We start from the raw sequence: 24,730 nt of genomic DNA, 5'->3' as shown, positions 1-24,730 counted from the left end.
CACGGCTGCGGCACCCCACATTCGGAACCGAAAAAGGTTAGCTATCGGCCTTGCGCAAGTGCCGGCTCGTGCAGGTCGAACAAGCTGCGCAACTCGCCGGTCGAGCCATCGCCGATGCCCATATCGGTGACGCGGGGGCCTGGATTACAGGCGAGGCTGGCGCCGACGAGGGCCTTGAAGGTGCGAACCGGCGGCAGCCAATCGGCAACTTGTGAGGCGGCGTCGCGGAGCCTGACGAGCGCATCGGCGGTTTCGGTGACGGGCGCGTCGGACAGGAGACCGCAGACGGGGAGCGGCAGGAGGGCGATAACCCTGCCCTCTTTCGCAACCGCCATGCCGCCGCCAGAGGCGATCAGAGCGTTGGCGGCTGCTGCCATATCGGCGGGATCGCGGCCGAAAACGTTGAGATTATGACTGTCATGAGCGATCGTGGTGGCGATGGCGCCGGTCCAGGACCCCCACTCGTCCAGAACACCGAGGCTCGGAACAGTGCTGCGCTTTCCATGCCGATGCACCACCGCCATCACGAGCTTTTCGGCGGGCAGATCAAGCACGCCATCTACGACCGGTACGGTCAGGCGCTGCCATTCGGTGAAACGCGGGCGATAGACCGTGTTGATCTCGACAGTGTCGCCGGCACCTTCCGGTGCGCGCAGCGTGAAGTCCTCAGCACGGAGTGGCTGGAGCTTGATCGTGTCGGTAAAGGCATCCGTGACTTCACCCGGCGTTCCCGCCAGGAGCTTGCCCTCCCTTGCGGTTTCCACGCCGGACACGAAGACGCGGCTGACGGCGAAACGCTCGAGATCGTCCAGCACGATGATGTCGGCGCAGCGGCCGGGCGCGACGCGGCCGAGATCCTCGCGGCCGAGCCGCATGGCGCCGTTGAGCGTTGCGGCGCGCAGGGCATCGATGGCGGGCATGCCATAGCCAACGAGGCGGCGGATGTGGTCGATCATGCCGCCGACTCGCACGAGATCGTCGGGGAAGATGTCGTCGGTGCAAAGCGTCAGCGTTTGCGGCATGTGCGGCAGGGTCTTTAGCGCTTCAACAACGCCGGGCAGCACGTAGTCATGTGAGCCGCGCAGTTCGACCGTGAAGCCGGCGCGCAGTTTCGCCAGCAGATCCTCGCCGGAGGTGATCTCGTGGTCGGAGGCGATGCCGGCTGCGGCAAAACCCTGCAGATCAGCGCCTTCCAACCCGCGCGCGTGGCCACAAACGAGCTTGTTCGAAGCCAAGCCTGCATCCACGATGCCGCGCATCTTGGGCGAACGGTCGAGCACGCCGCGCATATCCATGACTTCGGCGACGCCGTGGATCGTCGGCCAGGACAGCATCTCGGCCATTTCGGGCGCGTTGAACTCGGCGCCGGCGGTTTCGATGCCGGGGGCGGAGGGCACGCAGGAGGGTGCGAGCGGGAGCACACGCAAAGGCAGATCGCTTGCGGCTTCGGTCGCCCAGCGCACGCCGTCGAGCCCCGCTACATTGCCGACTTCGTGTGGATCCCAAACCACGGTTGTCGTGCCCTGCGGCACAACGACTTCGGCATAACGGCGTGGCGTGCACATCGAGCTTTCAATATGCATGTGCATGTCGATTAAGCCCGGCGCGATGAAAGCGCCTTTCAGGTCGATGATTTCAGCCGCCTCCGAACGCGTACCGCGTGGATGAACGGAGGCGATCAGCGGTCCGACAAGGCCGATATCGGCGTCGCGGATCTCGGAGGTCGCAACATCCACCAGCCTGCCGTTCACGAGCAGGATGTCGAAAGGAGCGCGGCCGATGGCGGCGTGGACGGCGCGGTCGCGCAGGTCGGGGGCGTTGAGGTCCTGCGGTTCGATGGCAGCCTTGGTCATTGGTCTTGGTCTCCAGCGGCACGCAAAAGGGCCGCCTGCATCATCGCGCGAATGCGAGGAGCATCGGCGGTGGTGGCGATCAGCGCGTTGGGTGCGGCCTTGCGGGCGCGCCATTCAATCACGGTCATGCCGCGCGTCAACGTGCCGTCGAGTTCGATGTCGAGGCGCGCGGGGGTGAAGGTCACGCTATCCGGCTCGATCACGGCAGCGGCAGCAACCGGATCATACAGCGCCATGGGGCGGTGGCCGTTGTCGGCGATGCGGACATAGCCTTCGAGCAGATCGGCCAACAGTTGCGCGCGTTCAGATGGATGTGCGCGCAGCGGCGCAACATCATCGAGCGTCAGCGTGACCTGCCGACAGCAATCGAGGCCGACCATCGCAATCTGGACACCAGCCGCAATGAGGACTGCAAGCGCTTCCGGATCAACGGCGGCATTGAATTCCGCAGCGGCTGTGTGATTACCCGGACCGGCCGAGCCGCCCATCCAGACAAGGCGCAGATCGGGCAGCGTGAGCAGGTCGGGTCGCGCTTCGGCAAGATGCGCCAGATCGGTGAGTGGGCCGATCGCGAGAATGTCGCGCCCGCCTTTCTCGATGAAGCCGATCATCGCGCCGAGGGCGTCGGGCTGCGCGTGGCCCTCGACAGCCGGCAGCTTGCGGCCCGTTCCCGGCATGCCATCGGCGCCGAGGACGTAGTGGGCGGTTTCGAGGTGGCCTTTCAGCGGAGCCGCAGCACCGGCATGGATCGGGAAGTCCCACTTGAACATCGAGGCAACCGCCAGCGCGTTGCGCTCCACTTGGTGCAGGGCAACGTTGCCGGCGACCAGCGACAGGCCGGCGACCGGTCGCGACGCTGCCACGATGAGGATCGCGGCCAGGTCGTCGAAGCCCATGTCGGTGTCGATCCAGACCGGGCATCCGGCAACCAGGCGACTGTTGCTCGCGTCTTCCATCGCCTTACGGCCGAGCCAGAAGAACCGCTCCGGCTTGCGGCAGGTCGAAAGCGATTGCCTGCCCCATTGCGTGGCGCGGTGCCGATGCCGGCGCTTCGGCCTTGATGTCGCCAAGCGGCGTGGACAGGAGGTACTCCACCACCGGACCGAGATAGCTCGCTCCGATCACGGTTCCGGTATGCGGCCCCTGCCCTAGCACCACAGCATGCGGCCGCCAGGCAACGCCGGCTGCCGATCCCGTCTCGAAGCTTGGGGCGGCAATGCCCTTCAGCTTGCCGTCGGTCAGTTCAAAGCAGTTCTCGAAACCCATGAAGTTGGCGACGAAGATCGAAACTGGACGCTCATAGATGTCTTCCGGCGTGCCAGCCTGCTCGATGCGGCCTTCGCGCATCACGATGATGCGGTCGGCCAGCGCTAGGGCTTCGGCTTGGTCATGCGTGACATAAACCATGGTGATGCCAAGCTCGTCCTGAAGGCGGGCGAGTTCTGAGCGCATTTCGAGGCGCAAACGGGCGTCGAGGTTGGACAACGGTTCGTCCAGCAGGAGCAACTTCGGCTCCACGACGATGGAGCGTGCCAGCGCCACGCGCTGCTGCTGGCCGCCGGAGAGTTCGCGCGGCTGCCGGGCAGCGAGATGCGACAGGCCGACGGACGCCAACACCGCATCGACGCGGCGCTTGATCTCCGCGCCGGGCACGCGGGCGAGCCGCAAACCGAAGGCGACGTTCTCGAACACGCTCAGATGCGGGAACAGCGCATAGGACTGAAAAACAAGGCCGACGCCGCGCTTGTTGGCGGAAACGCGGGTGATGTCGCGCTCATCCAGCGTGATCGTGCCGGAGACCGGCTTCATCAAACCCGCAACGGCGCGCATCGTCGTGGTTTTGCCGCAGCCGGAAGGCCCGAGCAGCGCCACGAGTTCGGATTTGCCCATGGAAAAATCCAGATTTTCCACGGCAGGCGTCGGTCCGCCATAGCTCAGCGTGAGCTTGTCGAGCTTGAGGAAGTCAGACATAGCGCGAAAGTCCCAGCAGCTTCTCGGCCAGCATCACGATGGCGAGCGACATGATCGCCAGCAGGCCGGACAAGGCCGCGACAGACGGGTCGTAGTTGAATTCCATGTAAAACATCATGCCAATCGGCAATGTGGTGACGCCCGGACCGGTCAAAAACAGCGATATAGGCACCTGATTGAACGATGTGATGAAGCCGATGATGAAGGCGGCCAAAATGCCGGAGCGGATATTGGGCAGCACGACCTTGAAGAAGCTTTGCAGTCGGCTGGCACCCAGCATGACCGCCGCTTCCTCGACATCGGTGCGCAGGTTCACCAGGCTCGCCGACACTACGCGCACGGCATAAGGCACCAGAAGCGCGGTGTGGCCGATGATGAGGGCGAGCGTGATGGGAATACCCAGCGGCACAACGAGATGGCGCAGCAGAGCGAGGCCGACGATGATGCCCGGCACGATGATCGGTGCGGTCACGATGTTGCGGATCGTTTCTGCCATCGGCGGATTGTAGCGGTCGAGCGCGTAAGCTGCCGGAATGCCGAGGATGAGCGCCAGCAGCGTCGAGCCGATCGCCAGCGCGATCGACAGCCAGAAGGCGGAGCGGAAGCTTTCCACCTCGAACACGCGCTGCACCCAGCGCAGCGAAAGCCCGTCCGGCGGAAAGGCCAGGGTTTCGCCGCCCGACAGGCCGGCAATGCAGATGATGACGAAGGGGCCGATCAGGAAGATCAGCACCAGTGTGAGAAGCAGGTTTCCCGCGATCCGCATCAGCGCCCCCGGCGAACCGAAGCGAGCCGCTTCAGCAACATGTTGGTGAGAATGGACATGGCGATCAGGATCACCGCGATCACGGCTGCCGAAGCGAAGTCGTTGGCGACAGAAACGCGCTGGTACAACAGCGTTTCCAGCATCAGGACCTTTGAGCCGCCCAGGATGGCCGGCGTGACGTAAGCGGTCAGCGAGCCGACGAACACCAGCGTGCCGCCCACAACCAAACCTTCGCGGGTAAGCGGCAGGATGACCTTGAAGAACACGGAGAACCAGCTGGCACCCAGCACGCGCGCGGCCGGCACGACATCGCGCGGCATGTTTTCCAGCGACGAGATCAACGGCAGTACCATCAAGGGGAAGAACAGCTGAATGAGGCCGATAAACACCGCGGTTTCAGTGAACAGGATGCGCAACGGCGCGTCGGTGAGACCGATGGAGGTCAGCGCCACATTAACGAAGCCGGTGCGGCCCAGAATCACCAGCCAGGCGTAGGTGCGCGCCACCGGCGAAATCATCAGCGGCAGCACCAGCATGGCGACGAGCCGGCCCTTCGACTTCGGCCCGGCCTCCACCACCGCCATGGCGACGCCATAGCCGATGACAGCCGACACCGCGGTGACGATCAGTCCCAGCCGGAAGGTTCGAACGAAGACTTCGCGGTTGAGCGGCTGTCCGAAGAAATCGATGTAGTTGGTGAGCGTCCACGTATCGCCGCTCCTGAACGCACCGGCGAGCAGGATCAGGACGGGAATGATGAACCCGACCAGCACGAACAGGGTCGCAGGCGCGAGCAGCAGAATGCCGAGGCGGCGATTTGCAAACATGGGATGATCTCCGGACGGCCGGCGAGCGGCCGCCCTTCAAGCCAAGTACGAGTGGTTAGTTGGCGACCTTGCTGTTCCAGTTCTGGAGCCAGGCATCGCGGTTCTCGAGCTGCTGCGCGGGCGGCAGGAAGTTGATGCTCTCAGCCGAGTCCGCGCCATAGGTCAGCATCTCGGCCTTGTCGTCCGGCAGCGTGACCTTTGTGTTGACCGGGCTGTCCACGAGACCATCGGCGAGCTTCTGCTGCACTTCGGCCGACAACCAGTAGTCGATGAACTGCTGCGCCAGTTCCGGGTCTTTGGCACCCTTCACGATCGACAGCACGTTCATGCCGCCGGTCTGGCCTTCCTTCGGCGTTGCCCAGGCAACCGGCATTCCAAGCTTCATGAGGCTCGGCCAGGTGAAGCGGCCGGTGACGGAGGCGACCACCTCTTCCTGCTGCAGAAGCTGGATCAGCTGCGAACCGCTGTTGTAGAAGGTGACGACGTCATCCTTATGCTCGGCAACGAGGTCGATGGCATCGCTGAAGGTCGGATCCTCCTTGCCAATCGCCTTCTGCAACATGAACAGCGTGATCGGCCCTTGCGTGCCGGTGATGTTCGGCAGAGCGATCTGGCCGGCCAGTTCCGGCTTGAACAGGTCGAGCCAGCTGTCGATCTTCACGAGGTCGGAGCGATACACGATCGACGTGCCGTAGAAGGTGTAGCCAACGCCCATGCCGTTTCCGAGCGGATCCTTGGCGAAGTCGTAGATCTCGCCGAGGTTCGGCACCTTCGCGGTATCGATAGGCGCGAGCAGGTCCTTATTTGCGGCTTCCAGCGCGTTGGCGTCGGAGAAGGCGATCACATCGACGGTGGGTGCTGCGGCATTGACTTCGAGCTTCGCCAGACGCTCCGACGCCGTGCCGGATTCCACCACGATCTTGCAGCCGCACTTGGCCTCGAACGGATCATAGAGCGCTGCCTTATAAGCGTCCTGCGCAATGCCATAAACGGAGATGGTGAGCGTCTTGTCCTGCGCCGAGGCGGTGTTGGCACCAAGCACGAGGCTGAGGGCGCTGAAGGCCAGAAGGATGCGGGCGGTCATGCAATTTTCCTTGTCTGGAAGAAGGAAGAGAAGCGGGGAACGGCGGTGGACGAACGGGTCACGAGCGTCATGGGTGAAAGAAGGGAACCTTCCGCACGGCCTGTGGCGACAGCCAGCGCGTGATCGGCAATGGACGAAAGGTCCTGATGGATCGTGGTCAGCGGCGGATTGACGATCCGACCCCAGATCAGATCGTCGAAACCGGTCACGGACAGGTCATCAGGCACGCGGACACCGCGCTCTGTCAGGCCGGACATCACGCCCACCGCGATGGCATCATAGGCGGCGCAAACAGCGGTGGTGTCGTTCATTTCCCATTGAAGCGCGAAGTCGCGCCCGCTGTCGAAATCCGGCCGCAGGCCGGCTTCGTCATACTGAGTGCCGGCATCGTCAAACACCTCGCGCATACCGGCGACACGGTCCTGCGAGACGTAAGATTGTGCCGCCGAACGCAGGATCTGCACCTTGCGATGGCCGAGCTCCACCAGATGCCGGGCAGCCAGCCGGCCGCCTTGCCGATGATCGGAGGAACTGACATTGGCCGGATTGGCGTCGCTGTCGACAATCACCACGGGAAGCGGAAACGCATCGGGATCGAAAGGTTCGCCGCGCAGCGGAATGACGATCGCCGCCTCGATGCCGCGCCCGAGGAAATCCTGAACGCGCTTCGTCTGCATGGCTGGATCGCTCATGGAATCGCCAACCAGCAGCGCCATCCCTTGAGCCTGCGCTGCCCGCTCGAAGGCGCGCACGAAGTCGGGGAAAAGCGGCATGGAGAAGTCGGGGACCACGAGCCCGAGAAGCGTACTGCGGCCCGTTCGGAGTGCGCGTCCGGCATGCGACGGAACGTAGTTCATCGCCCTGGCGGCCGCCCGCACGCGCTCTGCCACATCCGCAGACACCCGCCCTCGCCCGCTCAACGCATTGGCGACGGTCGCGCGCGACACGCCGACGGCGTCAGCGATGTTCTGCATGGAGATGGGGCGGGCATCCGACATGGTGTCACGTGCTACCACTAGCGAAACGCTGAGTCGAATCGTGTTTCTAATGAAAAACGATCAACTCACAGTGTTCGCTATGACGCGGTGAGCCGCCTGCTCCGCCCCATCGAAACAGCCGATGGTGGCTTCCTGAGATCAGCGCGAAGGCTCGCCGACCGGACGCATGTCCATCCGGGTCTTGCCAAAATAATCCATGATGACGCGGATCGTGAGCGTAGGCTCTTCCTGGCGTTCGTACTGGCCGACCTCCCAGTTCTGACCACCGGCAATCCGCAAGATCGGCGGCTGCCTGAAGATCATGAAAGCTTCATCCGATCTGCCGTCCATCCAGGTCTCGTTGCGCGCATTCCAGGCCCGGCTGTAGCTTTTGTAATCATGCAGCAAGGCAGGTGCGTTTGCGAAAGCAACCAGAAGAGTGGCGCCCGCAAGCAGAGCAACAGGCGAGATACGACTTCGATGTCCCCCGTTGCCGGGCAAGATCATCGCCACGATGCGAGCGACAACCACGATCGCCAGAACTGCAAGGCAGTCTCGAGTCGTCTGATGGCGCTCACAGCACACCACGCCAAACTGGTAGAAGGCAGCGACAAGAGAGAACAAGCTCCCTGCCATCAGCGCAGCCAGCCATGCGAACAGGCTTACGACCTGTCTTTGTGACCGCGCGGCACCGGAGACATTCAGCTGCCGGAAAAGGCCGAGTGCGCCGGCGAACAGCAAGACCTTGGCAAGGAGGGTGGCGAAGAACCAGACAGGTCGATCAGGCGTATAGCGCAGACCGAGACCATCCGTCGGAAACTTCTTCAAAGCCTCCCAGAGACTGCGGCCGATATTCTTGGCGATCTCGGGATTACCGAACACTTCGCCGCTTCCGGACATTCGTCCATTTAAAACGAAGTAGAAGACAGGAAGTGCTGCGAGGAGCACGATGATCAGGAGGAAATCCGATGATGCGAGAACCCCGCGCTCTTTCGTTTTCCACCGGTCAAGAACAGCCAGAACCAAAAACGCGCCAACGAAGCACGCGGAAATCATGGCCCCGACTTCGGTCGACAAAGCCAAAACTGCGAGCATCAAAGTGAGCGCCAGAACTTCTCCGAAGCCGGATCGACCGCTGAGAGCGAGGCTGAAGGTTACGAAGCCGAGACAAGCCAGAGCTGGAAGATAGGCTGCGGAACCCTGCGGCCAGTAGAAGACCTCCGCGACTGCCCTGCTGCCGAGAAACAGCACCATCACCGTCAGAACCAGCATCAGGGCCGCGCCCTTGTTGCCCAAACCCGTTTCGGAACGAAACAGCAGCACAGGCAGGCAAAGGAGCAAGAGGAGGATCAGCCATAATCCTCCGAGAAAGTGGGTGATCAACTGGCTGCCCGAAGATGCCACCGCGAGACTGTAAAGGAACACCAAGCCTTCCGAAAACGGCCGGTAGCTCCATTCGGTGATGCGCGTGAGCAGGAAGCTGACACCGCCGGAATCCAGCTCCCTGAGCGTCAGATACTCGTCCATGTGCCAAGTTCCCAACGGGACAAGCGCGCCAAAAGAAGCGATCACGATAAGAGGCAGGAGCCACGCGAAAGCGCGTATGGGGGACAGCAAGGCCCTGCCTGCGCTGTTCGTCTCATGTGCATTCAATGGCATGGATCCTGGATCGCTCGGATAGTTGATATCGATCCGCTATCGATGAGCACCGGCTCGTCCCCGCAGACCATCCCACAAGCCAGTCAGCATCAGCTTCAGCCGCTTCGATTTGGCGTCGCCCTTCAGGGTGTAGGCTGCAAGGTACACCACGGCACGATAGCTAAAGAACAGGCGCCAGCCCGGTTTGATGTAGGAGCGCTTGGCCAACAGCAGCGCGTTGCGCACCCAGTAGTAATTGCGGATCGGCGCATGAAGGGAGATCGTGCGTCCTGCAACCTTTACCCGCCCCGCACCGATCGTGTGGTCCATGACGACCTGCGCACTCTGGAAGTGCCGGTAGCCACGCGCCGATGCGCGAAAGCCCCATTCGAGGTCCACAAGATCGATAAACAGCGGCGCATCCATTAAACCGACATCGTGCAACACCGGGGCAGGAAGAAGCGAGCCGGATGCGATCACGAAGTCTGCCTCAATCTCGTTGGGATCGTTGGCGTCAACGGCTGTTCGAACGACACGCCATCCCTTCGCGCGCCACACAGCGGCAATCTTTCCGTCATGCGTATCGCGGAACGCATTGCCAACCGAGCCGACCGGAATGCCTTCCGCTTGAAGACGGTTGTGCAGATTAACCAGGGAAGAGACAACATCAGGATGAAGCACCGTGTCCTGATCCATCAGCAGAATCCCCGCCGCTCCAGAGTCCAGGGCTTCTTGCAGGCCGATATTCTGCGCTTCGGCCAATCCCTTGTTGTCGCCAAGCGCGATCCAAGAGGCGCCAAAACTTTTCACCAGCGCGCCAATCGCTTGTGCGTTTACAGACCCGTTATCCACGACGATCAGCTGCCTGACCTGCGGCATCAACGCATCGAACACGCCGGCAAGCTCATCCACGTTCGGATTGAAGGTCACGAGAACGCTGACGATCCTCTGCGGCGTCAATGATACGCCTTCATCAAGGGCTTGCTTGTTCGATGGAAACGTCAATGAACGGTCGGCCTCGATGGAGGTAAAGCGGCTCGGTTCGATCCGCCCGCAGCTGGCGGCGGCATAGCAAAGGTTATGAACAAAGCGGCGGCTTCTTAACACAAAGTGAAGCACCTTCCATTGGTCGGAACGTCGCTGTTCTGCGATTTCCTCTGGTTTTATGCACATGCCGCCGATATGAGCGCCCACAGTAGAGTGACATTAGGACGAGCAGGTATCATGAAGGGCATTATCCTTGCTGGCGGCAGCGGAACGCGGTTGCACCCGATGACCTTGGTTGCGTCCAAGCAATTGCTGCCCGTCTACGACAAGCCGATGATCTATTATCCCTTGTCGACCCTGATGTTGGCCGGCATTCGCGATATCCTGATCATTTCCACGCCACACGATCTTCCGCGCTTCAAAGCTCTCCTGGGGTCCGGCTCGCAGTGGGGCGTGAGCTTCTCCTATGCCGAACAGCCGAGCCCGGACGGCCTGGCACAGGCATATCTGATCGGCGAGGAGTTCGTGAACGGTGAAGCGTCTGCCCTTATCTTGGGAGACAATCTCTTTTACGGGCACGGTCTTCCCGAGTTGCTCAAGGGCGCGGCTGGCCAGGAGCAAGGTGCGTCGGTCTTCGCTTACCATGTGCAGGATCCGGAACGCTACGGCGTGGTCGCGTTCGACAAAACCGGACGCGCCATGTCGATCGAAGAGAAGCCGCTTCAGCCGAAATCAAACTGGGCGGTCACGGGCCTTTATTTCTATGATGGCCGGGCTTCGCAGTTCGCCCGTGCCTTGAAGCCCTCCCCTCGTGGCGAGCTCGAGATCACCGATCTGAACCGCGTCTATCTGGAAGAAGGTAGCCTCAACGTTCAGACTATGGGACGCGGCTTTGCGTGGCTGGACACCGGCACGCCCGACTCGCTGCTCGAAGCGGCCGAGTTCGTGCGCACGCTCGAACATCGCCAGGGCTTCAAGATCGCCTGCCCCGAGGAGATCGCGTTCAATCTCGGCTTTATCGACGCAGCCCAGCTGACTGAACTCGGTAATGCTCTAGGCAAGAGCAATTATGGGAAGTATCTGCAGCGACTTGCCCAGCAGCCCGTATAACGGCAGAGCGAACTGGCAACTCCAAGCATCTGCAGCTGCGTCGCGGCTCCATCCACAAAAAGGACGACCTTTGCCTGCTTCTTCCTCGCAGCGCGTGTTGATGATCAATGCGGCAGATGCCGCAAAAGGTCGCCTGACCACCGTTTGGAACGATCTTCTCGAAGGGCTTCGCCACCGTGAGCTGTGGCTGTTTCTGGGCTGGCGCGATGTGCGCCGGCATTACCAGCGTTCGGTTCTCGGACCACTTTGGCTGACGCTCTCGATGGGCATCATGGTAGCCGGCCTCGGTGTCCTGTATTCCCAGATCTTCAAGATGGACATTGCCGAATATCTGCCATTTCTGGCGATCGGCTTCATCATGTGGGGCTTTATCGGCGGGACGATCACAGCGTCCTGCAGCGTATTTTCGGGTGCAGCAGGCTCTATCAGGCAGATCAGGTTGCCGCTCAGCGTTTATGTCTACCAGTTCGTCTGGTCGCAGCTGATCGCGTTCGGGCATAATTTCATTATCTACATCATCATTGCCGTGCTGTTCGGCATCAATCCCGGCTTTCAGGTCCTGCTTCTTCTGCCGGCGCTTGTGTTGATGGCGCTGAACGGAATGTTTTGCGCGATGATCCTCGGTCCGCTCTGCGCTCGCTTCCGCGACATTCCGATGATCATTGCCAGCATCATTCAGGTTGCCTTCTTCATGACGCCGATCATCTGGAGCGCGTCGCAGATCCCTGAACGGGCTGTTTTCGTGAACATCAATCCGTTTTACCACTTCATCGAAATTGCGCGCGACCCCCTGCTCGGCCAAACCGGCTCGCTGACCAACTGGCTTGTTTGCATCGGCATCACCATTGTCATGGGCATTCTGGCGCTCACCTTCTTTTCGCGTTTCCGTTCGCGCATCGCATACTGGGCTTGAATCCTATGGCCTCGATCACTTTGCAGAACGTCTCTGTCGACATTCCCATTCTGGACGTCGGCAGCCGCTCCCTGAAGAACAACGTGCTTGCCGCTGTGACTGGCGGACAGATCAAGCCGACAGCCGGCAGCAAGAAGGTAACCATCCGGGCGATCGACGATCTGTCGCTCGATCTCGATCATGGCATGCGGATCGGGCTCATCGGTCATAACGGCGCTGGCAAATCCACCATCCTGCGGGTGATGGCGGGTATCTATGAGCCGACCGGCGGGTCGGTGAAGGTCGAGGGTGACGTTGCCGCGATGTTCGACATCGGCTTCGGCATGGACCCTGACGCATCCGGCTGGGAAAACATCATCCTGCGCGGGATGCTTCTTGGATATAGCCGCAAAGGGATTGAACGGCGCTCACAGGAAATCGGCCTGAGCACAGGTCTCGGCGACTTTCTGAACATGCCGCTGCGCACATATAGTGCAGGCATGGGCACTCGTCTGGCTTTCGCCGTGTCCACCTCGATCACGCCCGATATTCTTCTGATCGACGAAGGCATTGGTGCCGGCGACGCCGCTTTTCTTCAGCACGCGAAAGAGCGGCTTCGCAGCTTTATCGGAGAAGCCGGCCTGCTCGTGATGGCCTCGCACTCGGAAGAGCTTCTGCGGCAATGGTGCACGACCGGCCTTTGGATGGAGCATGGACGCCAGCGCGCGATTGGTCCGCTTGATGAGGTCCTTGCAGCCTACAACGCTTCATTGAGCGCGCCTGCCGCCTGATCACGACGCTTAGAAGCGTTCCGTACAATTCAATCCGCACTTGGCGCCTCAGTGATCAGATGCAGCCATGCAGCATCGTTCTTTCCAGGAAGTCCAGCAGCCGAAAGTTCTAGCCAGCTATGTCATTTCCTAAGAAGGCCGCCCGCTCTGCCAACCTTATTCTCAAAGTGGGATCGAAAGCGGCCAGGGTCCTGACGACGCCTGGTTTGATGAAGCAACGCTGGTGGTACCTGCAGGAACGCTACAACACCGGCGGATGGAGCGGGATTGCGGAAAGTGTCCGTCATGCTCTCGGTGATCCACAATCAAGCCATCCAGAAGCGAGCTATCTCAGATGGATTGCGCTGTACGACACGCTGTCTAGCGAAGATCGGAGCGAGATCCAGCGGCATATCGAGCGCTTGTCCTACAAACCGCTGATTTCCATCGTCGTTCCAGCCTACAACACGCCGGCTGATACCTTCCGGCAGATGATCCGATCGGTACAGGCGCAGCTCTATACGAATTGGGAACTGTGCATCGCCGATGATGCGTCACCGGCTGCGCATGTCGTCGAGATACTGAAAGCCTTCGCCAAAGACGATCCCCGTATCAAGTGGGTTCGCAGGCAAAGCAATGGCCACATATCCGCGGCAAGCAACAGCGCGCTTGAGCTTGCAACGGGCGAGTTCGTCGCGCTGCTGGACCATGATGATATCCTTCCCGAACATGCGCTTTACCATGTTGCGTTGACGCTCAATGCGCATCCAGATGCCGAATTGATCTATTCGGATGAAGATAAGATCGACGAAGACGGTCGCCGCTATGAGCCCTACTTCAAGCCGGACTACAGCTACGACCAGTTACTCGGCCAAAACGTCATCAACCATCTTGGGGTCTACCGCCTCAGCACGGTGAAGGATATTGGCGGCTTCACTGTGGGCATGGAAGGAAGTCAGGACTACGATCTTGTGCTGCGGCTTGTTCACTCGCAACACTGTTCACCAGACAAGATCCACCACATCCCTGCAGTTCTTTACCATTGGCGCCAGGAGAACGGCGGCACGTCCTTTTCGCAATCGCAGCTTGAGCGTTGCGTCGGGTTGGCGCGCGACGCCATCAACAACCAGTTGGCTGCGACGACCGATGGGCCGAAGGCCATCGCTAACCCGCATGTTAGCGCATGGCACCGCATTGTCTGGCCTCTGCCTTCTCCGCAGCCATTGGTCAGCGTCATCATACCCACGCGCGATCGGGCGCAACTCGTTCAACAATGCGTCGAAGGGCTACTTCATCGTACGGCCTACGATAACCTCGAGATCGTCATCGTCGACAATGAGAGCATCGAAGACGAGACGTTCGGCCTCTTTTCCGAGCTGAAGCAGGATCCACGCGTCCGCATAATCAGGGTCGAGGGCGCGTTCAACTATTCCGCATTGAACAACGAAGCCGCACGGTTGGCGTCGGGAGAGGTTCTGCTGCTCCTCAACAATGACATCGATGTCATGCATGAAGACTGGCTTCGCGAGATGGTCAGCCTGGCTATGCGCAGCGACGTTGGGGCTGTTGGGGCGAAGCTTTATTATGCGGATAACCGCATCCAGCATGCAGGCGTACGCTTGGGCGCCGGATACTTCAACAACGGACCGGGTATTGCCGGACATCTCGGCCACCTGGAAGGCCGTACCGACACTGGTTATTTCGGGCAACTGATGCTTGTTCGCGATGTCAGCGCGGTGACAGCCGCTTGCTTGGCGGTTCGGAGAGACGTGTATCTTCAAGTCGATGGGTTGAATGAAACAGACCTGAAGGTCGCCTTCAACGATGTCGATCTTTGCCTTCGCATTCGCGAAGCAGGATACCGCATCCTGTGGACGCCGTTTGCTGAACTCTACCACTTCGAATCCGTGTCGCGCGGGTCCGATCTTGCGCCTGAAAAGGTCAAGCGCTTCCACTCGGAATGCCAGTACATGATCGATCGGTGGGGCTCCGACCTTGTCAACGATCCGTTCTACAACCCCAACTTCGACAATCGGGCTGGCGACTATCAACTCGCCTTCCCGCCACGGCACAGAAAGCCGTGGCTGAACTAGGATCTGGCTGAACCCTTTAGCGGCTTTGAGCTGGCCTCTGCGACCGAATGGGTCGAAAACAGCCTCGCATACATGCGCGCAACCGCATCGATGATATCAGCTTCGCTGAAGCCTTCATGGATGCGCTCGCGCGCTGCGGCTCCCATCCGTGCAACGGCATCCTGATCCTGCGCGAGCTGGATCAGAGCCTCGGCAAGCGCTTGTGCATCGTTGGGTGGCACGATCCGTCCTTCGATGCCGTCGCGAACCAGGTATCGACATCCTGGAACGTCGGTGGTCACGATCGCACGTGCACAGCACGCCGCTTCGAGGAGCGTACGGGGCAGCCCTTCGCCGCCGCGTGATGGAAGGCAGGCCACGTGATGGTCTTTCCAAACGGTCCGCACGTCGCGAACAAAGCCGCGCCATTCGATCCCCTCTTCCGCGGCCCATTCCTGCAAAAGCGCAGGCGAAATGGCGCGAGGGTTTGCCGGGTCCGGCTCCCCGCAGAGCGTCAGCCTGATATCGTATCCTCGAGCGCGCGCGGCGCGGACAGCTTCCACCGCCAGGTCGACGCCCTTCGACCAGAGCAGGCGCGCAACCAGTGCAACACGAAGCGGCGGCATACCCGGCATCGGCAAAGCTCGCAGGTGATTTGGGTCCACCCCCGCGCCACCAACGATCGTCACCTGCTCATCCGCAGGATTGAGACCGAACTGCACGGGATCGTCGGCGTTCTCGAACAGGAAGTGGGTATCCTGGCTCTGAAACAGCTTGCGGATGGGCAAACGAACGGCGGCATCGGCAAAACGTCCGGCGAGATCCTGCTTGGCACTCAACAGCCCGCCACCGGTTACGGCAAAAACCCGCCGCTTGATCCCTGCCAGCTGCGCGGCCGGAGCGCCGACGAGAATGGATCGGAGCGCGATGCAATGAACTGCATCGACCTTTTCGGTCCGCAGGATGCGCGCCAGCCTCGTGACGGTAGAAACAAGCCCAAGCGGATTGAGGCTGCGGCGATCAGCTTCCAAAGCAATGACACGTGCGCCGGCAGCCTGGATGACCCCGGCATGATCGCGCACTCGGGTGATCACCAGCGGTTCAAGCCCCGCCTGCCTTGCCGCGCGCAGCATCGGCAGGAAATGGGAGGCGAAAAACCAATCTTCCGTAACGATGAAGGCGATCTTTGCGGGCGATCCGGACGTCTGCAGCACCTTGTTTGTCACCCGCCTACTCGCACACTCGAAAATCTTCTGCGCCGGACCCAAGCACACTGATGAATCGGCCTTCGTCCAAGCGATGCTGTTCCTCGCTTGGACGCGCGGGCGCCCGTTAACATGATACGCAACATATGAACAGCAAGCTTTCCCAGGCCCCTCACCCTTCAGTCATCCAGTCGCTTCACGAACCGCCGCCACTGCCCAGCTTCTTTGAAGCTTACGATGCGGAAGGCTGAAATGCAGCGTTTCTGCGGAATTTGGGGGCCGTCATGCTGTTGCGCGCAGAGGAAATCACAGGAACATGAAATCTCTTTGCCGGGGTCGCTTGACACCCCCCAATGAACTTCGTAATTGAGCGCCACGTCGCGGCCAACGGTTGCGACACGAGATGCGCGGGTGTAGCTCAGTTGGTTAGAGTGCCGGCCTGTCACGCCGGAGGTCGCGGGTTCGAGCCCCGTCACTCGCGCCATTCTCGTCAAGGACTTAGGTCCCGAAGCTCCTAGGAGTTTCAACTTTTCTTCTGTGGCAGTTTCAACTTTTTGAGCCCGGTCTGTTCCGACAGCTGCCGGCGGCCGATGCGGCGATGCTCGTCGGCGGTGCGAACCGCGACCAAGTTCACGGGCATGTACGTCTTCTGCAGGGCTTTGTTCTCATCGATCGAGTTGCCCATCTTGGCCGCAATCGATTCTACGTTTGCGCCTCCTGCATTCGCTTCCACTGCACCCGAACGACGCATGTCCATGAAGCGGCGTTTCTCTTCTGGACCGAAGACGATCCGGCGAAGATCGGCAAAATCATCGACGAGGCTGTTCTTGGTGTAAGGCGTCGGGGGCCTCGGCCGTCCGCCCATGCCTGTCGGCGTGAAGCCGCGGCTGCGGAATAGCGGCGCATCATCCATCACCGTCGCGCCGAGGCCGTCGAGATAAGCGGTGACCATGCGCCGCGTGCGGGCGCTCAGCGTCCCATAGGCCGCCTCGCCCGTCTTGGTGCGGGCGATCAGGAAGCCCCATTCCTTGTCATTGCCGGTCGAGTAGATTTGGCCGGGCGTCAGCGTGCGCACGTCGACCGGCGAAAAGCTGGTATCCCACGCAATTGCGATGATGCAGGCGAGGCCCTTGAAGCCGCGGCGCCAGCATCCTTTCACCAGCCGCACGACCTCGCCTTCGCTCCAGGTCTCGGTGCGCGGCTTCGGGTTCTTGCGGCGGATGGCGAGTGAGGGATCCTGCCCGGCCGGGCAGAGCTTCATGCCGGCCATGATGCGGTACAGGGATCGCCAGGTCTTGACGGCGCGATAAGCGACATCGATGCCATTCTTGCGCACCAGTGCGTGATACCATGTGTCGAGCAGTTCGAAGGTCACGGCTGCGGGCGGCTGATCACCAAACACCTTGTCGATGAAGCTCCAGCCGCGCTCCCAATCTTCGCGAGTGCGCGGAAGCCGTGTCTTCCAGCTCTCAGTCTTGCGATAGCGCTCGAAGGCGTCTCCGACCGAATCTTTGGGGTAGTGGCGCAAAGCCGGCGAGGTCTCGATGCCCTTGCGCGCAGCCTGCCACTTGTCTTCCCATTCCTGGGCGATCTTCCAGGCATCCGGACCGTCGGGGCCGCAGGTGATCGGGCGGAAGCCGAACTCCTGCATCTTCGGCGTCGGCAGCCAATAGCCGTACTTTCCCTTGCGCACGACGTAGTGCTTAAGCTTGATCCTAGCCAAGGTCCGCGATCCTCTGGCGCATGACGGCCGCATGATCTTCCAACTGAGGCTCGCTGCCGGTCAAGCCTGACCGGCGATCCTGCCATGTCTGCATGGCGACCAGGTCGAAGTGACCGGTGACCGGACATGGCGCCGGAAAGCCTTCCTTGCGCAGCGCCGGCAGCTTGTCGCGGAATTCGAGCAGAGACAGGTGCAGGAAACGCGCAGCCTTCAAGGCCGGCACAAGGCGCGGCTGTACCGTGAAACGAACGCTGTTGGCCTTCGGATGGTGCGCGGGGGCGGTCATGGCGTGACACAGGGCGTTTCGAACAGAAGGCCGATGAGCGTAGACAAACCGTTTTTCTCGGATGTTGAATTGAACTTGGCCACAACTGCAGGCTCTAGGTCGATACCGGTAGTGATCGCGCAGAGGATGGCGGTGTGCACGACATCGGCTAGTTCCTCGGCCAACTGTTCCTTTGTAGCGCGGGAGCCGCGCCAGCCATGCCGCTCCCTTTCTAGCTTCTTGATGATGTTGCAGGCCTCGCCGACCTCGCCAGCCATCTCGTTCCCTCGGAAAGAGAGGTCTGGCTTCTGATCAGGACACCATTCTTGTTGCCGCTCGACATGGGCGGCTTGTAGGCGGCGTATCGTTAAGTGCGAGCGCTTCAACTGGGTCAGTGACACGCATGCACCTGTCAGCAGGCGATCGGCAGTTTTCCAATCCTCCTCATCAAGCTTATTTGCCAGCCGCTCGCCGAGACGACGCATCGGTTCGGGTGCGGCGTCAATTGCGGCTTGGATGAAGTGTTCGGCGCGATCTTCGGCGCTCGTCGCGTGATCGCATGTGCAGGCGTAGTCGCTGGCTGGTCCGCCGCTGCATGTCGGGCAGGTCATGGGCGGCGTGACGCTCTGCTCCGGCGAATAGACACCGGGCGCTGGGTGCGCGCGCTTGCGACGTTCGATCTGGCGGTCGCAGTTCCTGCGGAAGCTGTCGGCTACCGCAAGCGCGGCGCCCCAGCCGCTCGCGTTCTTGATCTTCTGATCCCAGCGATCACGCTCGGCCGCGAGTTCTTCGTCGGTCATTTCTCGGAAGGGCTTGTCAGCCATTGCTCGTGTCCCGCACCCGTTTGACTTTGGTGATGACGCCCTCATGCCGTTTCTTAGCGGCAGCTCGTGCCGCATCCGGATTAGCGGCGGTGACATCGACGCGTTCACCGTCTTCGAAGTGCACGCGAAACAGTGTTTGGCTTGCCATGGCTACACCCGCATCGGCATGAGGACGAAGAGCGGCATGGCCTGCCCTTCAGGACGGAACAGCGCCGGGGAACCGGCGTCGCCGAGTTCGGCCAGCATCATGTCGCCGGGGGCGGCGTTCAGCATGTCTTGGCAGTAGCGGCCGTTGAAGCCGATCTCGACCTGAGCGCTGTCCAGCGGGTCGATGTCGATCGCTTCGTTGGCGCTGCCGAGATGCTCGCGGTTCAAAGCGTCCAGCGTGAGCTGGTTGGTGGGACCTGTGTTCCAGCCAAGCTTCACGCCGTTGCCTTGGCCGCTGCTGCCCGCCAGAACGGTCGATACCCGGTCGAGAGCTTCCTTCAGCGACGGCTTACTGAAGCGGAACAGGTTGGCGTTGCCGGTTGGCACGACGCGCATGTAGTCGGGATAGTTGCCGTCGATCAGCTTGGCGATCACAGACAGGCCGGCGATGTCGAAGGCGATCTTGGTTTCGGAAAGCTCGATCGCGATCGTGCCGTCCTTCGCGTCTGGAAGCCGCTTGGAAAGCAGGTCGACCACTCGACGCGGGAGTATGACGGCAGGCATGCCTTCGGCGCCCTCAGGCGTAGCAAGGCGGGCCTTGGCGAGGCGGTGACCGTCAGTCGCGACCATGGCAAGGCCTTCGCCGTCCAGGTGCCAGAAGATCCCGTTGAGATAGTACCGGGTTTCTTCGGTCGAGATGGCGAAAGCGACCGTGGCAAGGGCGGTTGCAAGCTCTTTGGCAGGCAAGGCGAAACGGTGACCAAACTCGTGGCCGGACATGATTGGGAAGTCGCTTGCCGGCAGAACCGGGAGGCTGAAGCGCGAGCGGCCAGCTTTGATCGTCGCAGTCTGCTCATCGAAGGTGATCTCGACATCTGCCGCCTCCGGCAGCTTGCGCACGACATCGTGCAGCATCGCACCCGGCAGGGTGGTCGTGGCCGCTTCACTCCCCTGCCCTTCAACCGATGCGCTCGCCTCGATGTCGAGGTTGGTGCCGGTCAGGCGCATGCTGTCGCTTGTGACGGACAGCATGAGGTTCGACAGAACGGGGATCGTGTTGCGCCGTTCAATCACGTCCTTGACGGCGGCGAGCACTGGCAAAAGCGTTTCGCGAGGGGTGGTGAAGCGGCCGGACATGAAGTTAAGCCCTCATCTCGGGTTCGCCTTCGAAGGAAGGCAGGTTGGTGTCATCGGCGGCATCCTTCACCGCCTGCTGGACGTGCTCGGTGACATGGATGTCCGGCCGGTAGATCTGGTAGAACCAGGTGACGGAACCATCCTTTGCGCGATAGCGGAGGCGCACCGGGATGCGGACCTTCTCGCCCATGAAGAACGGCGAAATGTTGAGCATGAACAGGCTCGGCACCACGAGCTTGTTGCCGGCCGTGTCGCGGTGCTCTTCTTCCCAGATGATCTGGCCTTCACCGGTCTGCAGAGTCGTCGCCTGTTTGACGCGGGTTGCGGCATGGACTTCCAACCCGCGCGACAGGTTCATGACCTCGGATGGTGTGGCCAGCTTGCCGTTGAACAAGCGTTCGTATTCGACGATCTCGCTTTCCATGGGCGACGACAGGTCGGCGATCTGATCTTCCAGGAAAGCCGCGAACTCGATCTGCGACATCGGCTTGCTGTTCTTCGCAACCCAAAGCTTCCACTCTTCCGACAGCGGGAAGGCATAATGGATGCGGTGCTTGCCGAAGGCTGGGGTATGGTTGAGCGTGTGATAGTCGATCACGGCCGTCATCGTCGGCGTGTGCCAGTCCGAGTTGGCAAAGAGGACGCTGTTCTCATCCTTGTGGCGGTTCACCAGATCGATGAAGCTTTGCAGCGTCTGGACATTAGCCGTGCCAGTGCGGAGGCGCGGCTGGAGACGGTAGGGCTCGAGAAGGTTCGAGATATCCTTGAACTGCGGGTTCTCGCCCCGCAGGAGGCCGACCGGCACCTTGGCAGGAAACTCGCTGCCAACTTCGCCGGGTACGTCGATCCAGACGATCTCGGCACCATTGGCGGCCGCGCCGAGTGCTGCGGCGGTAGAAAGTGCTTCATCCTCGAAGGTAAGCACGGTCGAGGGTTTGGCAGACGTTTCCATTCTTCAGGCTCCTAGGGTTGAACGGGTGTCAGGCGCGCGCTTCGCGCGGGCCGGCGAACATGTCTTGTTGCTGGGGATGCTCGGTCGACAACTCGCCGTCGTCGGTGAGCCAGTAGAAGTTCGAGGAGCGCGGCGCCTTCGGGCGTTTCGAGTCGATCTCTGCGGCGACGATCACCTGTCCGCCCTCGACCTCGAAGTTGATCTTAAGGCTGACAGAGCCCTTGATCTTGGTTTTTGGCCGCTCGTCCGAAAGCTCCTTCAGCCACTTCAGGGTATCGACGAGTTCGGTCGACATATCCTGCTGGAGCTTGCCGCCCTCCAGAATTCCGACGATGGTTTGCGCGTCACGGATGCGTTTCATGGTTGCCTTCCTCAGAATGGGATTTCGTCGTCGAGGTCGCGGCTGAAGTTACCGCCGGACTGCTGACCGTAGGAGCCGCTGGACGCGCCTGAGCGCTTGTCGCCGCTGCCGTAGTCGTCGGAGCTTTCCGCTCCCGGCGGTCGGTTCGACGGCTGCTTGTCAAGCATCTGAAGTTCGCCGCGGAACTTCTGCAGCACGACCTCAGTCGTGTAGCGATCGTTGCCGGCGTTATCCTGCCACTTGCGCGTCGAAAGCTGCCCTTCGAGGTAAACCTTGGCGCCCTTCTTCAGGTATTGCTCGGCGACCTTGGCGATGTTCTCGTTGAAGATGACGACGGTGTGCCATTCCGTCTTCTCCTTGCGCTCGCCGGAGTTCTTGTCGCGCCATGTTTCCGATGTGGCGATCCGGAGGTTTGCCATCGTGTCGCCGGAGTTCAGGCGACGGATCTCCGGATCGGCGCCGAGGTTGCCGACAAGAATGACCTTGTTGACGCTGCCTGCCATGTCAGCTTCCTTCCTTCTGGCCACCGCGGCCGCGGTTCCATTGCTGAATTTCGAGATCGTCGCGGAATACGCGGCGCAGCTTGGTTTCAGCGGACGGGGTGAGTTTCAGTTCGAGCATGTCGAGGCCGTTGCCGACAAAGACGCGGACAGGCTGGCCGGCCGACAGGCGTGCCAGCGCTTGATCGATCGTGCTCATGCCATCCTCGCCGAAATGCCGAGGTAGCTTTCAGCGCGCTCAAGCCATGCTTCTTCAGCCTTGCAGGCACCCCATGCCTTTACGCCCACGCGCGAACCGGTCGCCGGCTTCGGCACCTGGTTGGCAGCAAGTGGGCCAAACAGCTGCACGGCTTCCCAGTGCAGCATCGCCTCGTCCATCTCCTTGACCTGTTGCTCAAGGGTCGGCAGCGCCCAAAGGGCTGGCACCTTGGCTGCGGCGAAGATCGCGTTGTCGAGCTTGCGCTTCACGCGCTCGACTGCGGCCTTGATGATCGACTTGCGCTTGCTGCCGACGGCGAGCTCGATCTCTTCAGCCGCAGCCAATTCGATCGCATGGATGGTTGGGCGCACGATGTCGCCGATATAGGCTTCATGTGCATCGTGCAGCAGGAAGTATCCCGCCAGCTCGGCGCGGCCGGTGGTGTGGAACAGCGCGTCCGCGCCGAGCACGCAATGCTGAGCGACCGAATAGGCCGGCCCACGCGGCACACCGTTAAAACGGGCGAGCTTCGACAGCCGCGCGGCAATGTCGGCGAAGTCGATGTCTTCGACCTGCGGATTGGCGAGATCCATGACCGAGCCGTTCGGCCGGAATGACGGAACCATCATGCATGCACCTGCTTGTCGGCGGCCTTGCGGGTGGCGAAGAGTGAGCCTTGCGGTGTGTTGGCGAGGATGCGCCCGGTTTCGTGCATGATGCGCGCACGTTCGGCCTGGTGGATGGGCAGCATCCAAAGACAGCGTTCCAGCTTGGCGAGGGCGCGCTCGCGCTGCCCGCTCCAGGGATCGAGCCGCAAGGCTGAGCGGGACTGGCAGTAATCGCCCCATGCGCTTCGCAGCGCTTGTTCATCAACGCCTGCCATCATCGGCGGGCGGTTCGGCATGGGGGAGCGCGCCTTGAACAGAACGTCGGCGCAGCGATCGACGCGGTCGGTGGTGACCTGGACCGTCGAGGCCGCATCGGCAAGGCGCTGGGCCTGCGGGAAATGTTCGGTGATCTGCGCCGGGGTGAAGCCGGCGCGCGTCATGTCCTTGTAAAGGCAAGCGCCATGCGCTTCCTTCATCTCGCGCATGACTTCGGCCATGCGAATGGCATCTGGATGCGGCGCATCTTCGCCTTCGACGGCGATCGTGCAGGCGTGGGGTGTGCGCAGGCTCATGAGACACCTCGAATGATGATGGTGAGGATAAAGAGGGTGAGCGCGGCCATGACCATGATGGTCAGCCAGAAGCTCGGGCCTCGATCGGGCCGATAAGGCTCGGCGTTGCAGGCGCGGCTGCACTGACAGCCCGGCCACTTCTCACAAGCTTCGAAGCCGGCGAGCCGCTGGACAAGCCGCTCGCGCGCCTTGATCAGGTCGCGGTCGAAGCCCTGGCTGAAAGCGAAGTCGAGCGAATGAGGAAGCGGGTCAGACACGGCTGCCGCCTTCCTGCGCTCGGTCAAGGCGCTCGATGTCTGCGGCGATCAGGGCGCCGGCTTTGACCAGATCGCGGCGACGATCGGTGGGCTTCCAGAACGAGTGCTCCCAAGGCCAGAGATCATTGGCGAGCATGTTGTTGCGGATGCTGAAAATGCCCGTGATGCTCGCGCGACGTTCATCAGAAAGGCTCGCCCCATAAGCGTATGTGGCGGCCGCAGCGGACAATTGACCGCCCTCGTGCGTGTCATCGTGTTCAGGCGTCCAGCCTTCCACGGCCTGCTGGCGCTGACGCTCGGCTGCGATGTCTAAGAGCGCTTTGGAAAGGGTGACGACGGACGCTGCTCCACCAGAGGCTTCTGCATGCCGTCCGTCGTCTGCATCGGTATTCGCGTCGGCAAGCTGATCCGTCACTACTGGTCGATGCTTTGCGGCACTCTCTCCGCCCGTCACGCCACTCGCGCTAGCGTTCGCGTCCAGTTCTCTCCGCGTGACTAAGGCGCTGCAGGCACTGGCAACCCCGCCCACCTTCTCGTTCGCCGCTTTCGGCGTGTCTGTGTTGAAAGCGGCGTTGGCGCGCACAAGAAGATCATAGATCTCCTTCTCGACACCAAAAGCGCTGAGGCGGTCGCCCTCACCTAGACCTGGCATCTTCGCCAGATGTCGGAGGATTCTGCTCGCGCGATCCATCACATCGACCAGTTCACCGATATCCGGCAGTTCACCTTCGGCTCTCATGAGAACAACGCAAAGGCGATGATGCCGATGGCGACGCAGCAGGCGAGCATGTTCTGCAGGGTCGAGGCGACGGGATCTGCGCGGTTAGCCTCGAGGCGCTTGCGGTGCCCCTCAAAGGTGCCGATGTTTACGATGGTTGTGGTCCGACGCTCTGCCCTTAATGTTGATGGGGAGAAAGCCGTCGTCTTGTTCATACGACCATGGGCGGTCTTGCCGCTGGGATCGTAATCGCGAATAGTGGATGCGAACGCTTTGGATGCTGCGGACATCTGTCCCCTCCAAGGTTGGATAAGG

General features: G+C 61.3%; 28 protein-coding genes and 1 tRNA gene. 5 read left to right on the top strand and 24 right to left on the bottom strand.

The annotated features are described in order from the left end of the window. Positions 1–41 precede the first annotated feature (41 nt). The 9 genes from JYU29_RS05945 to JYU29_RS05905 all read right to left on the bottom strand — a co-directional run bounded on the left by JYU29_RS05945 (position 42) and on the right by JYU29_RS05905 (position 10,076). Entirely contained in the window at positions 42–1,853 is a 1,812-nt protein-coding gene (locus JYU29_RS05945; protein ID WP_213983779.1) for an adenine deaminase, read from the bottom strand. Then, entirely contained in the window at positions 1,850–2,809 is a 960-nt protein-coding gene (locus JYU29_RS05940) for a nucleoside hydrolase (RefSeq protein WP_213983778.1), read from the bottom strand. The genes JYU29_RS05945 and JYU29_RS05940 overlap by 4 nt, the downstream gene beginning before the upstream one ends. 4 nt (positions 2,810–2,813) lie before the next feature. Continuing rightward, positions 2,814–3,824: an ABC transporter ATP-binding protein gene (locus JYU29_RS05935; RefSeq protein ID WP_213983777.1), complete on the bottom strand. Its 1,011-nt coding sequence runs from the start codon at positions 3,822–3,824 to the stop codon at positions 2,814–2,816. Next, on the bottom strand, positions 3,817–4,590 hold the full coding sequence (locus JYU29_RS05930; RefSeq protein ID WP_213983776.1) for an ABC transporter permease: 774 nt from the start codon (positions 4,588–4,590) through the stop codon (positions 3,817–3,819). Before JYU29_RS05930 ends, JYU29_RS05935 begins: the two co-directional genes overlap by 8 nt. Then, positions 4,590–5,417 carry an ABC transporter permease gene (locus tag JYU29_RS05925; protein WP_213983775.1) on the bottom strand — a complete coding sequence of 276 codons (828 nt, stop codon included), beginning with the start codon at positions 5,415–5,417 and terminating at the stop codon, positions 4,590–4,592. The genes JYU29_RS05930 and JYU29_RS05925 overlap by 1 nt, the downstream gene beginning before the upstream one ends. Before the next feature lie 55 nt (positions 5,418–5,472). Continuing rightward, the gene (locus tag JYU29_RS05920) at positions 5,473–6,501 is read right to left on the bottom strand and encodes an ABC transporter substrate-binding protein (RefSeq protein ID WP_213983774.1); all 1,029 of its coding nucleotides are present in this window, start codon (positions 6,499–6,501) and stop codon (positions 5,473–5,475) included. Then, a complete protein-coding gene (locus JYU29_RS05915; RefSeq protein ID WP_213983773.1) occupies positions 6,498–7,499 on the bottom strand; it encodes a LacI family DNA-binding transcriptional regulator in 1,002 nt (333 codons plus the stop codon). Before JYU29_RS05915 ends, JYU29_RS05920 begins: the two co-directional genes overlap by 4 nt. 138 nt (positions 7,500–7,637) lie before the next feature. Further along, the gene (locus JYU29_RS05910; RefSeq protein WP_213983772.1) at positions 7,638–9,005 is read right to left on the bottom strand and encodes a hypothetical protein; all 1,368 of its coding nucleotides are present in this window, start codon (positions 9,003–9,005) and stop codon (positions 7,638–7,640) included. Positions 9,006–9,173: 168 nt separating this feature from the next. Beyond that, the gene (locus JYU29_RS05905; RefSeq protein ID WP_213983771.1) at positions 9,174–10,076 is read right to left on the bottom strand and encodes a glycosyltransferase family 2 protein; all 903 of its coding nucleotides are present in this window, start codon (positions 10,074–10,076) and stop codon (positions 9,174–9,176) included. Positions 10,077–10,340: 264 nt separating this feature from the next. Here JYU29_RS05905 and rfbA point away from each other — a divergent pair, with 264 nt between their 5' ends. From rfbA to JYU29_RS05885, 4 genes are all read left to right on the top strand, one after another. Then, positions 10,341–11,213 (top strand): glucose-1-phosphate thymidylyltransferase RfbA, encoded by an 873-nt coding sequence (rfbA, locus tag JYU29_RS05900; RefSeq protein ID WP_213983770.1) that lies wholly within the window; start codon positions 10,341–10,343, stop codon positions 11,211–11,213. Positions 11,214–11,283: 70 nt separating this feature from the next. Beyond that, the gene (locus JYU29_RS05895; RefSeq protein ID WP_250157190.1) at positions 11,284–12,126 is read left to right on the top strand and encodes an ABC transporter permease; all 843 of its coding nucleotides are present in this window, start codon (positions 11,284–11,286) and stop codon (positions 12,124–12,126) included. Between the two features lie 5 nt (positions 12,127–12,131). Further along, positions 12,132–12,896 (top strand): ABC transporter ATP-binding protein, encoded by a 765-nt coding sequence (locus JYU29_RS05890; RefSeq protein ID WP_213983769.1) that lies wholly within the window; start codon positions 12,132–12,134, stop codon positions 12,894–12,896. Between the two features lie 209 nt (positions 12,897–13,105). Then, positions 13,106–14,968: a glycosyltransferase family 2 protein gene (locus tag JYU29_RS05885; protein ID WP_213983768.1), complete on the top strand. Its 1,863-nt coding sequence runs from the start codon at positions 13,106–13,108 to the stop codon at positions 14,966–14,968. Here JYU29_RS05885 and JYU29_RS05880 read toward each other — a convergent pair. Then, entirely contained in the window at positions 14,965–16,173 is a 1,209-nt protein-coding gene (locus JYU29_RS05880) for a glycosyltransferase family 4 protein (RefSeq protein ID WP_347879856.1), read from the bottom strand. The two genes, JYU29_RS05885 and JYU29_RS05880, sit on opposite strands and share 4 nt — an antisense overlap. 386 nt (positions 16,174–16,559) lie before the next feature. Between JYU29_RS05880 and JYU29_RS05875 the strand changes: the two genes are divergently transcribed. Further along, a tRNA-Asp gene (locus JYU29_RS05875) sits at positions 16,560–16,636 on the top strand. A gap of 39 nt (positions 16,637–16,675) precedes the next feature. Here JYU29_RS05875 and JYU29_RS05870 read toward each other — a convergent pair. From JYU29_RS05870 to JYU29_RS05805, 14 genes are read right to left on the bottom strand one after another with little or no spacing between them, the layout of a single operon-like run. After that, entirely contained in the window at positions 16,676–17,875 is a 1,200-nt protein-coding gene (locus tag JYU29_RS05870) for a hypothetical protein (RefSeq protein WP_213983767.1), read from the bottom strand. Then, positions 17,868–18,161, bottom strand: a complete 294-nt coding sequence (locus JYU29_RS05865; RefSeq protein ID WP_213983766.1) for a hypothetical protein — start codon at positions 18,159–18,161, stop codon at positions 17,868–17,870. Before JYU29_RS05865 ends, JYU29_RS05870 begins: the two co-directional genes overlap by 8 nt. After that, a complete protein-coding gene (locus tag JYU29_RS05860; protein WP_213983765.1) occupies positions 18,158–18,964 on the bottom strand; it encodes a MazG-like family protein in 807 nt (268 codons plus the stop codon). Before JYU29_RS05860 ends, JYU29_RS05865 begins: the two co-directional genes overlap by 4 nt. Next, a complete protein-coding gene (locus JYU29_RS05855) occupies positions 18,957–19,112 on the bottom strand; it encodes a hypothetical protein (RefSeq protein WP_213983764.1) in 156 nt (51 codons plus the stop codon). Before JYU29_RS05855 ends, JYU29_RS05860 begins: the two co-directional genes overlap by 8 nt. Positions 19,113–19,114: 2 nt before the next feature. Beyond that, a complete protein-coding gene (dnaN, locus tag JYU29_RS05850; RefSeq protein ID WP_213983763.1) occupies positions 19,115–20,248 on the bottom strand; it encodes a DNA polymerase III subunit beta in 1,134 nt (377 codons plus the stop codon). A gap of 4 nt (positions 20,249–20,252) precedes the next feature. Continuing rightward, the gene (locus JYU29_RS05845) at positions 20,253–21,200 is read right to left on the bottom strand and encodes a DUF2303 family protein (protein WP_213983762.1); all 948 of its coding nucleotides are present in this window, start codon (positions 21,198–21,200) and stop codon (positions 20,253–20,255) included. Positions 21,201–21,228: 28 nt separating this feature from the next. Continuing rightward, positions 21,229–21,561: a hypothetical protein gene (locus JYU29_RS05840; protein ID WP_213983761.1), complete on the bottom strand. Its 333-nt coding sequence runs from the start codon at positions 21,559–21,561 to the stop codon at positions 21,229–21,231. Between the two features lie 11 nt (positions 21,562–21,572). Next, entirely contained in the window at positions 21,573–22,064 is a 492-nt protein-coding gene (gene ssb, locus JYU29_RS05835; RefSeq protein WP_213983760.1) for a single-stranded DNA-binding protein, read from the bottom strand. Position 22,065: 1 nt separating this feature from the next. Then, on the bottom strand, positions 22,066–22,260 hold the full coding sequence (locus tag JYU29_RS05830) for a hypothetical protein (protein ID WP_213983759.1): 195 nt from the start codon (positions 22,258–22,260) through the stop codon (positions 22,066–22,068). Continuing rightward, a complete protein-coding gene (locus JYU29_RS05825; protein WP_213983758.1) occupies positions 22,257–22,889 on the bottom strand; it encodes a hypothetical protein in 633 nt (210 codons plus the stop codon). The genes JYU29_RS05830 and JYU29_RS05825 overlap by 4 nt, the downstream gene beginning before the upstream one ends. Further along, positions 22,886–23,440 (bottom strand): hypothetical protein, encoded by a 555-nt coding sequence (locus JYU29_RS05820; protein WP_213983757.1) that lies wholly within the window; start codon positions 23,438–23,440, stop codon positions 22,886–22,888. The genes JYU29_RS05825 and JYU29_RS05820 overlap by 4 nt, the downstream gene beginning before the upstream one ends. Then, positions 23,437–23,697 (bottom strand): hypothetical protein, encoded by a 261-nt coding sequence (locus JYU29_RS05815; RefSeq protein ID WP_213983756.1) that lies wholly within the window; start codon positions 23,695–23,697, stop codon positions 23,437–23,439. Before JYU29_RS05815 ends, JYU29_RS05820 begins: the two co-directional genes overlap by 4 nt. Further along, on the bottom strand, positions 23,690–24,436 hold the full coding sequence (locus JYU29_RS18295; RefSeq protein WP_250157189.1) for a hypothetical protein: 747 nt from the start codon (positions 24,434–24,436) through the stop codon (positions 23,690–23,692). Before JYU29_RS18295 ends, JYU29_RS05815 begins: the two co-directional genes overlap by 8 nt. After that, positions 24,433–24,705, bottom strand: coding sequence for a hypothetical protein (locus tag JYU29_RS05805; RefSeq protein WP_213983755.1), 273 nt, complete (start codon positions 24,703–24,705; stop codon positions 24,433–24,435). Before JYU29_RS05805 ends, JYU29_RS18295 begins: the two co-directional genes overlap by 4 nt. Positions 24,706–24,730 lie beyond the last annotated feature (25 nt).

Source organism: Tianweitania aestuarii, from assembly GCF_018457165.1.
Lineage (GTDB): Bacteria > Pseudomonadota > Alphaproteobacteria > Rhizobiales > Rhizobiaceae > Tianweitania > Tianweitania aestuarii.
The sequence above is the reverse complement of the archived record's forward strand: the minus strand, read 5'-3'. Positions and strand labels throughout refer to the sequence as shown.

Excerpts from the sequence above, each read along its gene's own strand:
- JYU29_RS05945 (WP_213983779.1), bottom strand. The coding sequence starts at position 1,853 with ATGACCAAGGCTGCCATCGAACCGCAGGACCTCAACGCCCCCGACCTG.
- JYU29_RS05940 (WP_213983778.1), bottom strand. The coding sequence starts at position 2,809 with ATGGAAGACGCGAGCAACAGTCGCCTGGTTGCCGGATGCCCGGTCTGG.
- JYU29_RS05935 (WP_213983777.1), bottom strand. The coding sequence starts at position 3,824 with ATGTCTGACTTCCTCAAGCTCGACAAGCTCACGCTGAGCTATGGCGGA.
- JYU29_RS05930 (WP_213983776.1), bottom strand. The coding sequence starts at position 4,590 with ATGCGGATCGCGGGAAACCTGCTTCTCACACTGGTGCTGATCTTCCTG.
- JYU29_RS05925 (WP_213983775.1), bottom strand. The coding sequence starts at position 5,417 with ATGTTTGCAAATCGCCGCCTCGGCATTCTGCTGCTCGCGCCTGCGACC.
- JYU29_RS05920 (WP_213983774.1), bottom strand. The coding sequence starts at position 6,501 with ATGACCGCCCGCATCCTTCTGGCCTTCAGCGCCCTCAGCCTCGTGCTT.
- JYU29_RS05915 (WP_213983773.1), bottom strand. The coding sequence starts at position 7,499 with ATGTCGGATGCCCGCCCCATCTCCATGCAGAACATCGCTGACGCCGTC.
- JYU29_RS05910 (WP_213983772.1), bottom strand. The coding sequence starts at position 9,005 with ATGGACGAGTATCTGACGCTCAGGGAGCTGGATTCCGGCGGTGTCAGC.
- rfbA (WP_213983770.1), top strand. The coding sequence starts at position 10,341 with ATGAAGGGCATTATCCTTGCTGGCGGCAGCGGAACGCGGTTGCACCCG.
- JYU29_RS05890 (WP_213983769.1), top strand. The coding sequence starts at position 12,132 with ATGGCCTCGATCACTTTGCAGAACGTCTCTGTCGACATTCCCATTCTG.
- JYU29_RS05885 (WP_213983768.1), top strand. The coding sequence starts at position 13,106 with ATGAAGCAACGCTGGTGGTACCTGCAGGAACGCTACAACACCGGCGGA.
- JYU29_RS05865 (WP_213983766.1), bottom strand. The coding sequence starts at position 18,161 with ATGACCGCCCCCGCGCACCATCCGAAGGCCAACAGCGTTCGTTTCACG.
- JYU29_RS05860 (WP_213983765.1), bottom strand. The coding sequence starts at position 18,964 with ATGGCTGACAAGCCCTTCCGAGAAATGACCGACGAAGAACTCGCGGCC.
- JYU29_RS05855 (WP_213983764.1), bottom strand. The coding sequence starts at position 19,112 with ATGGCAAGCCAAACACTGTTTCGCGTGCACTTCGAAGACGGTGAACGC.
- dnaN (WP_213983763.1), bottom strand. The coding sequence starts at position 20,248 with ATGTCCGGCCGCTTCACCACCCCTCGCGAAACGCTTTTGCCAGTGCTC.
- JYU29_RS05845 (WP_213983762.1), bottom strand. The coding sequence starts at position 21,200 with ATGGAAACGTCTGCCAAACCCTCGACCGTGCTTACCTTCGAGGATGAA.
- JYU29_RS05840 (WP_213983761.1), bottom strand. The coding sequence starts at position 21,561 with ATGAAACGCATCCGTGACGCGCAAACCATCGTCGGAATTCTGGAGGGC.
- ssb (WP_213983760.1), bottom strand. The coding sequence starts at position 22,064 with ATGGCAGGCAGCGTCAACAAGGTCATTCTTGTCGGCAACCTCGGCGCC.
- JYU29_RS05830 (WP_213983759.1), bottom strand. The coding sequence starts at position 22,260 with ATGAGCACGATCGATCAAGCGCTGGCACGCCTGTCGGCCGGCCAGCCT.
- JYU29_RS05825 (WP_213983758.1), bottom strand. The coding sequence starts at position 22,889 with ATGATGGTTCCGTCATTCCGGCCGAACGGCTCGGTCATGGATCTCGCC.
- JYU29_RS05820 (WP_213983757.1), bottom strand. The coding sequence starts at position 23,440 with ATGAGCCTGCGCACACCCCACGCCTGCACGATCGCCGTCGAAGGCGAA.
- JYU29_RS18295 (WP_250157189.1), bottom strand. The coding sequence starts at position 24,436 with ATGAGAGCCGAAGGTGAACTGCCGGATATCGGTGAACTGGTCGATGTG.
- JYU29_RS05805 (WP_213983755.1), bottom strand. The coding sequence starts at position 24,705 with ATGTCCGCAGCATCCAAAGCGTTCGCATCCACTATTCGCGATTACGAT.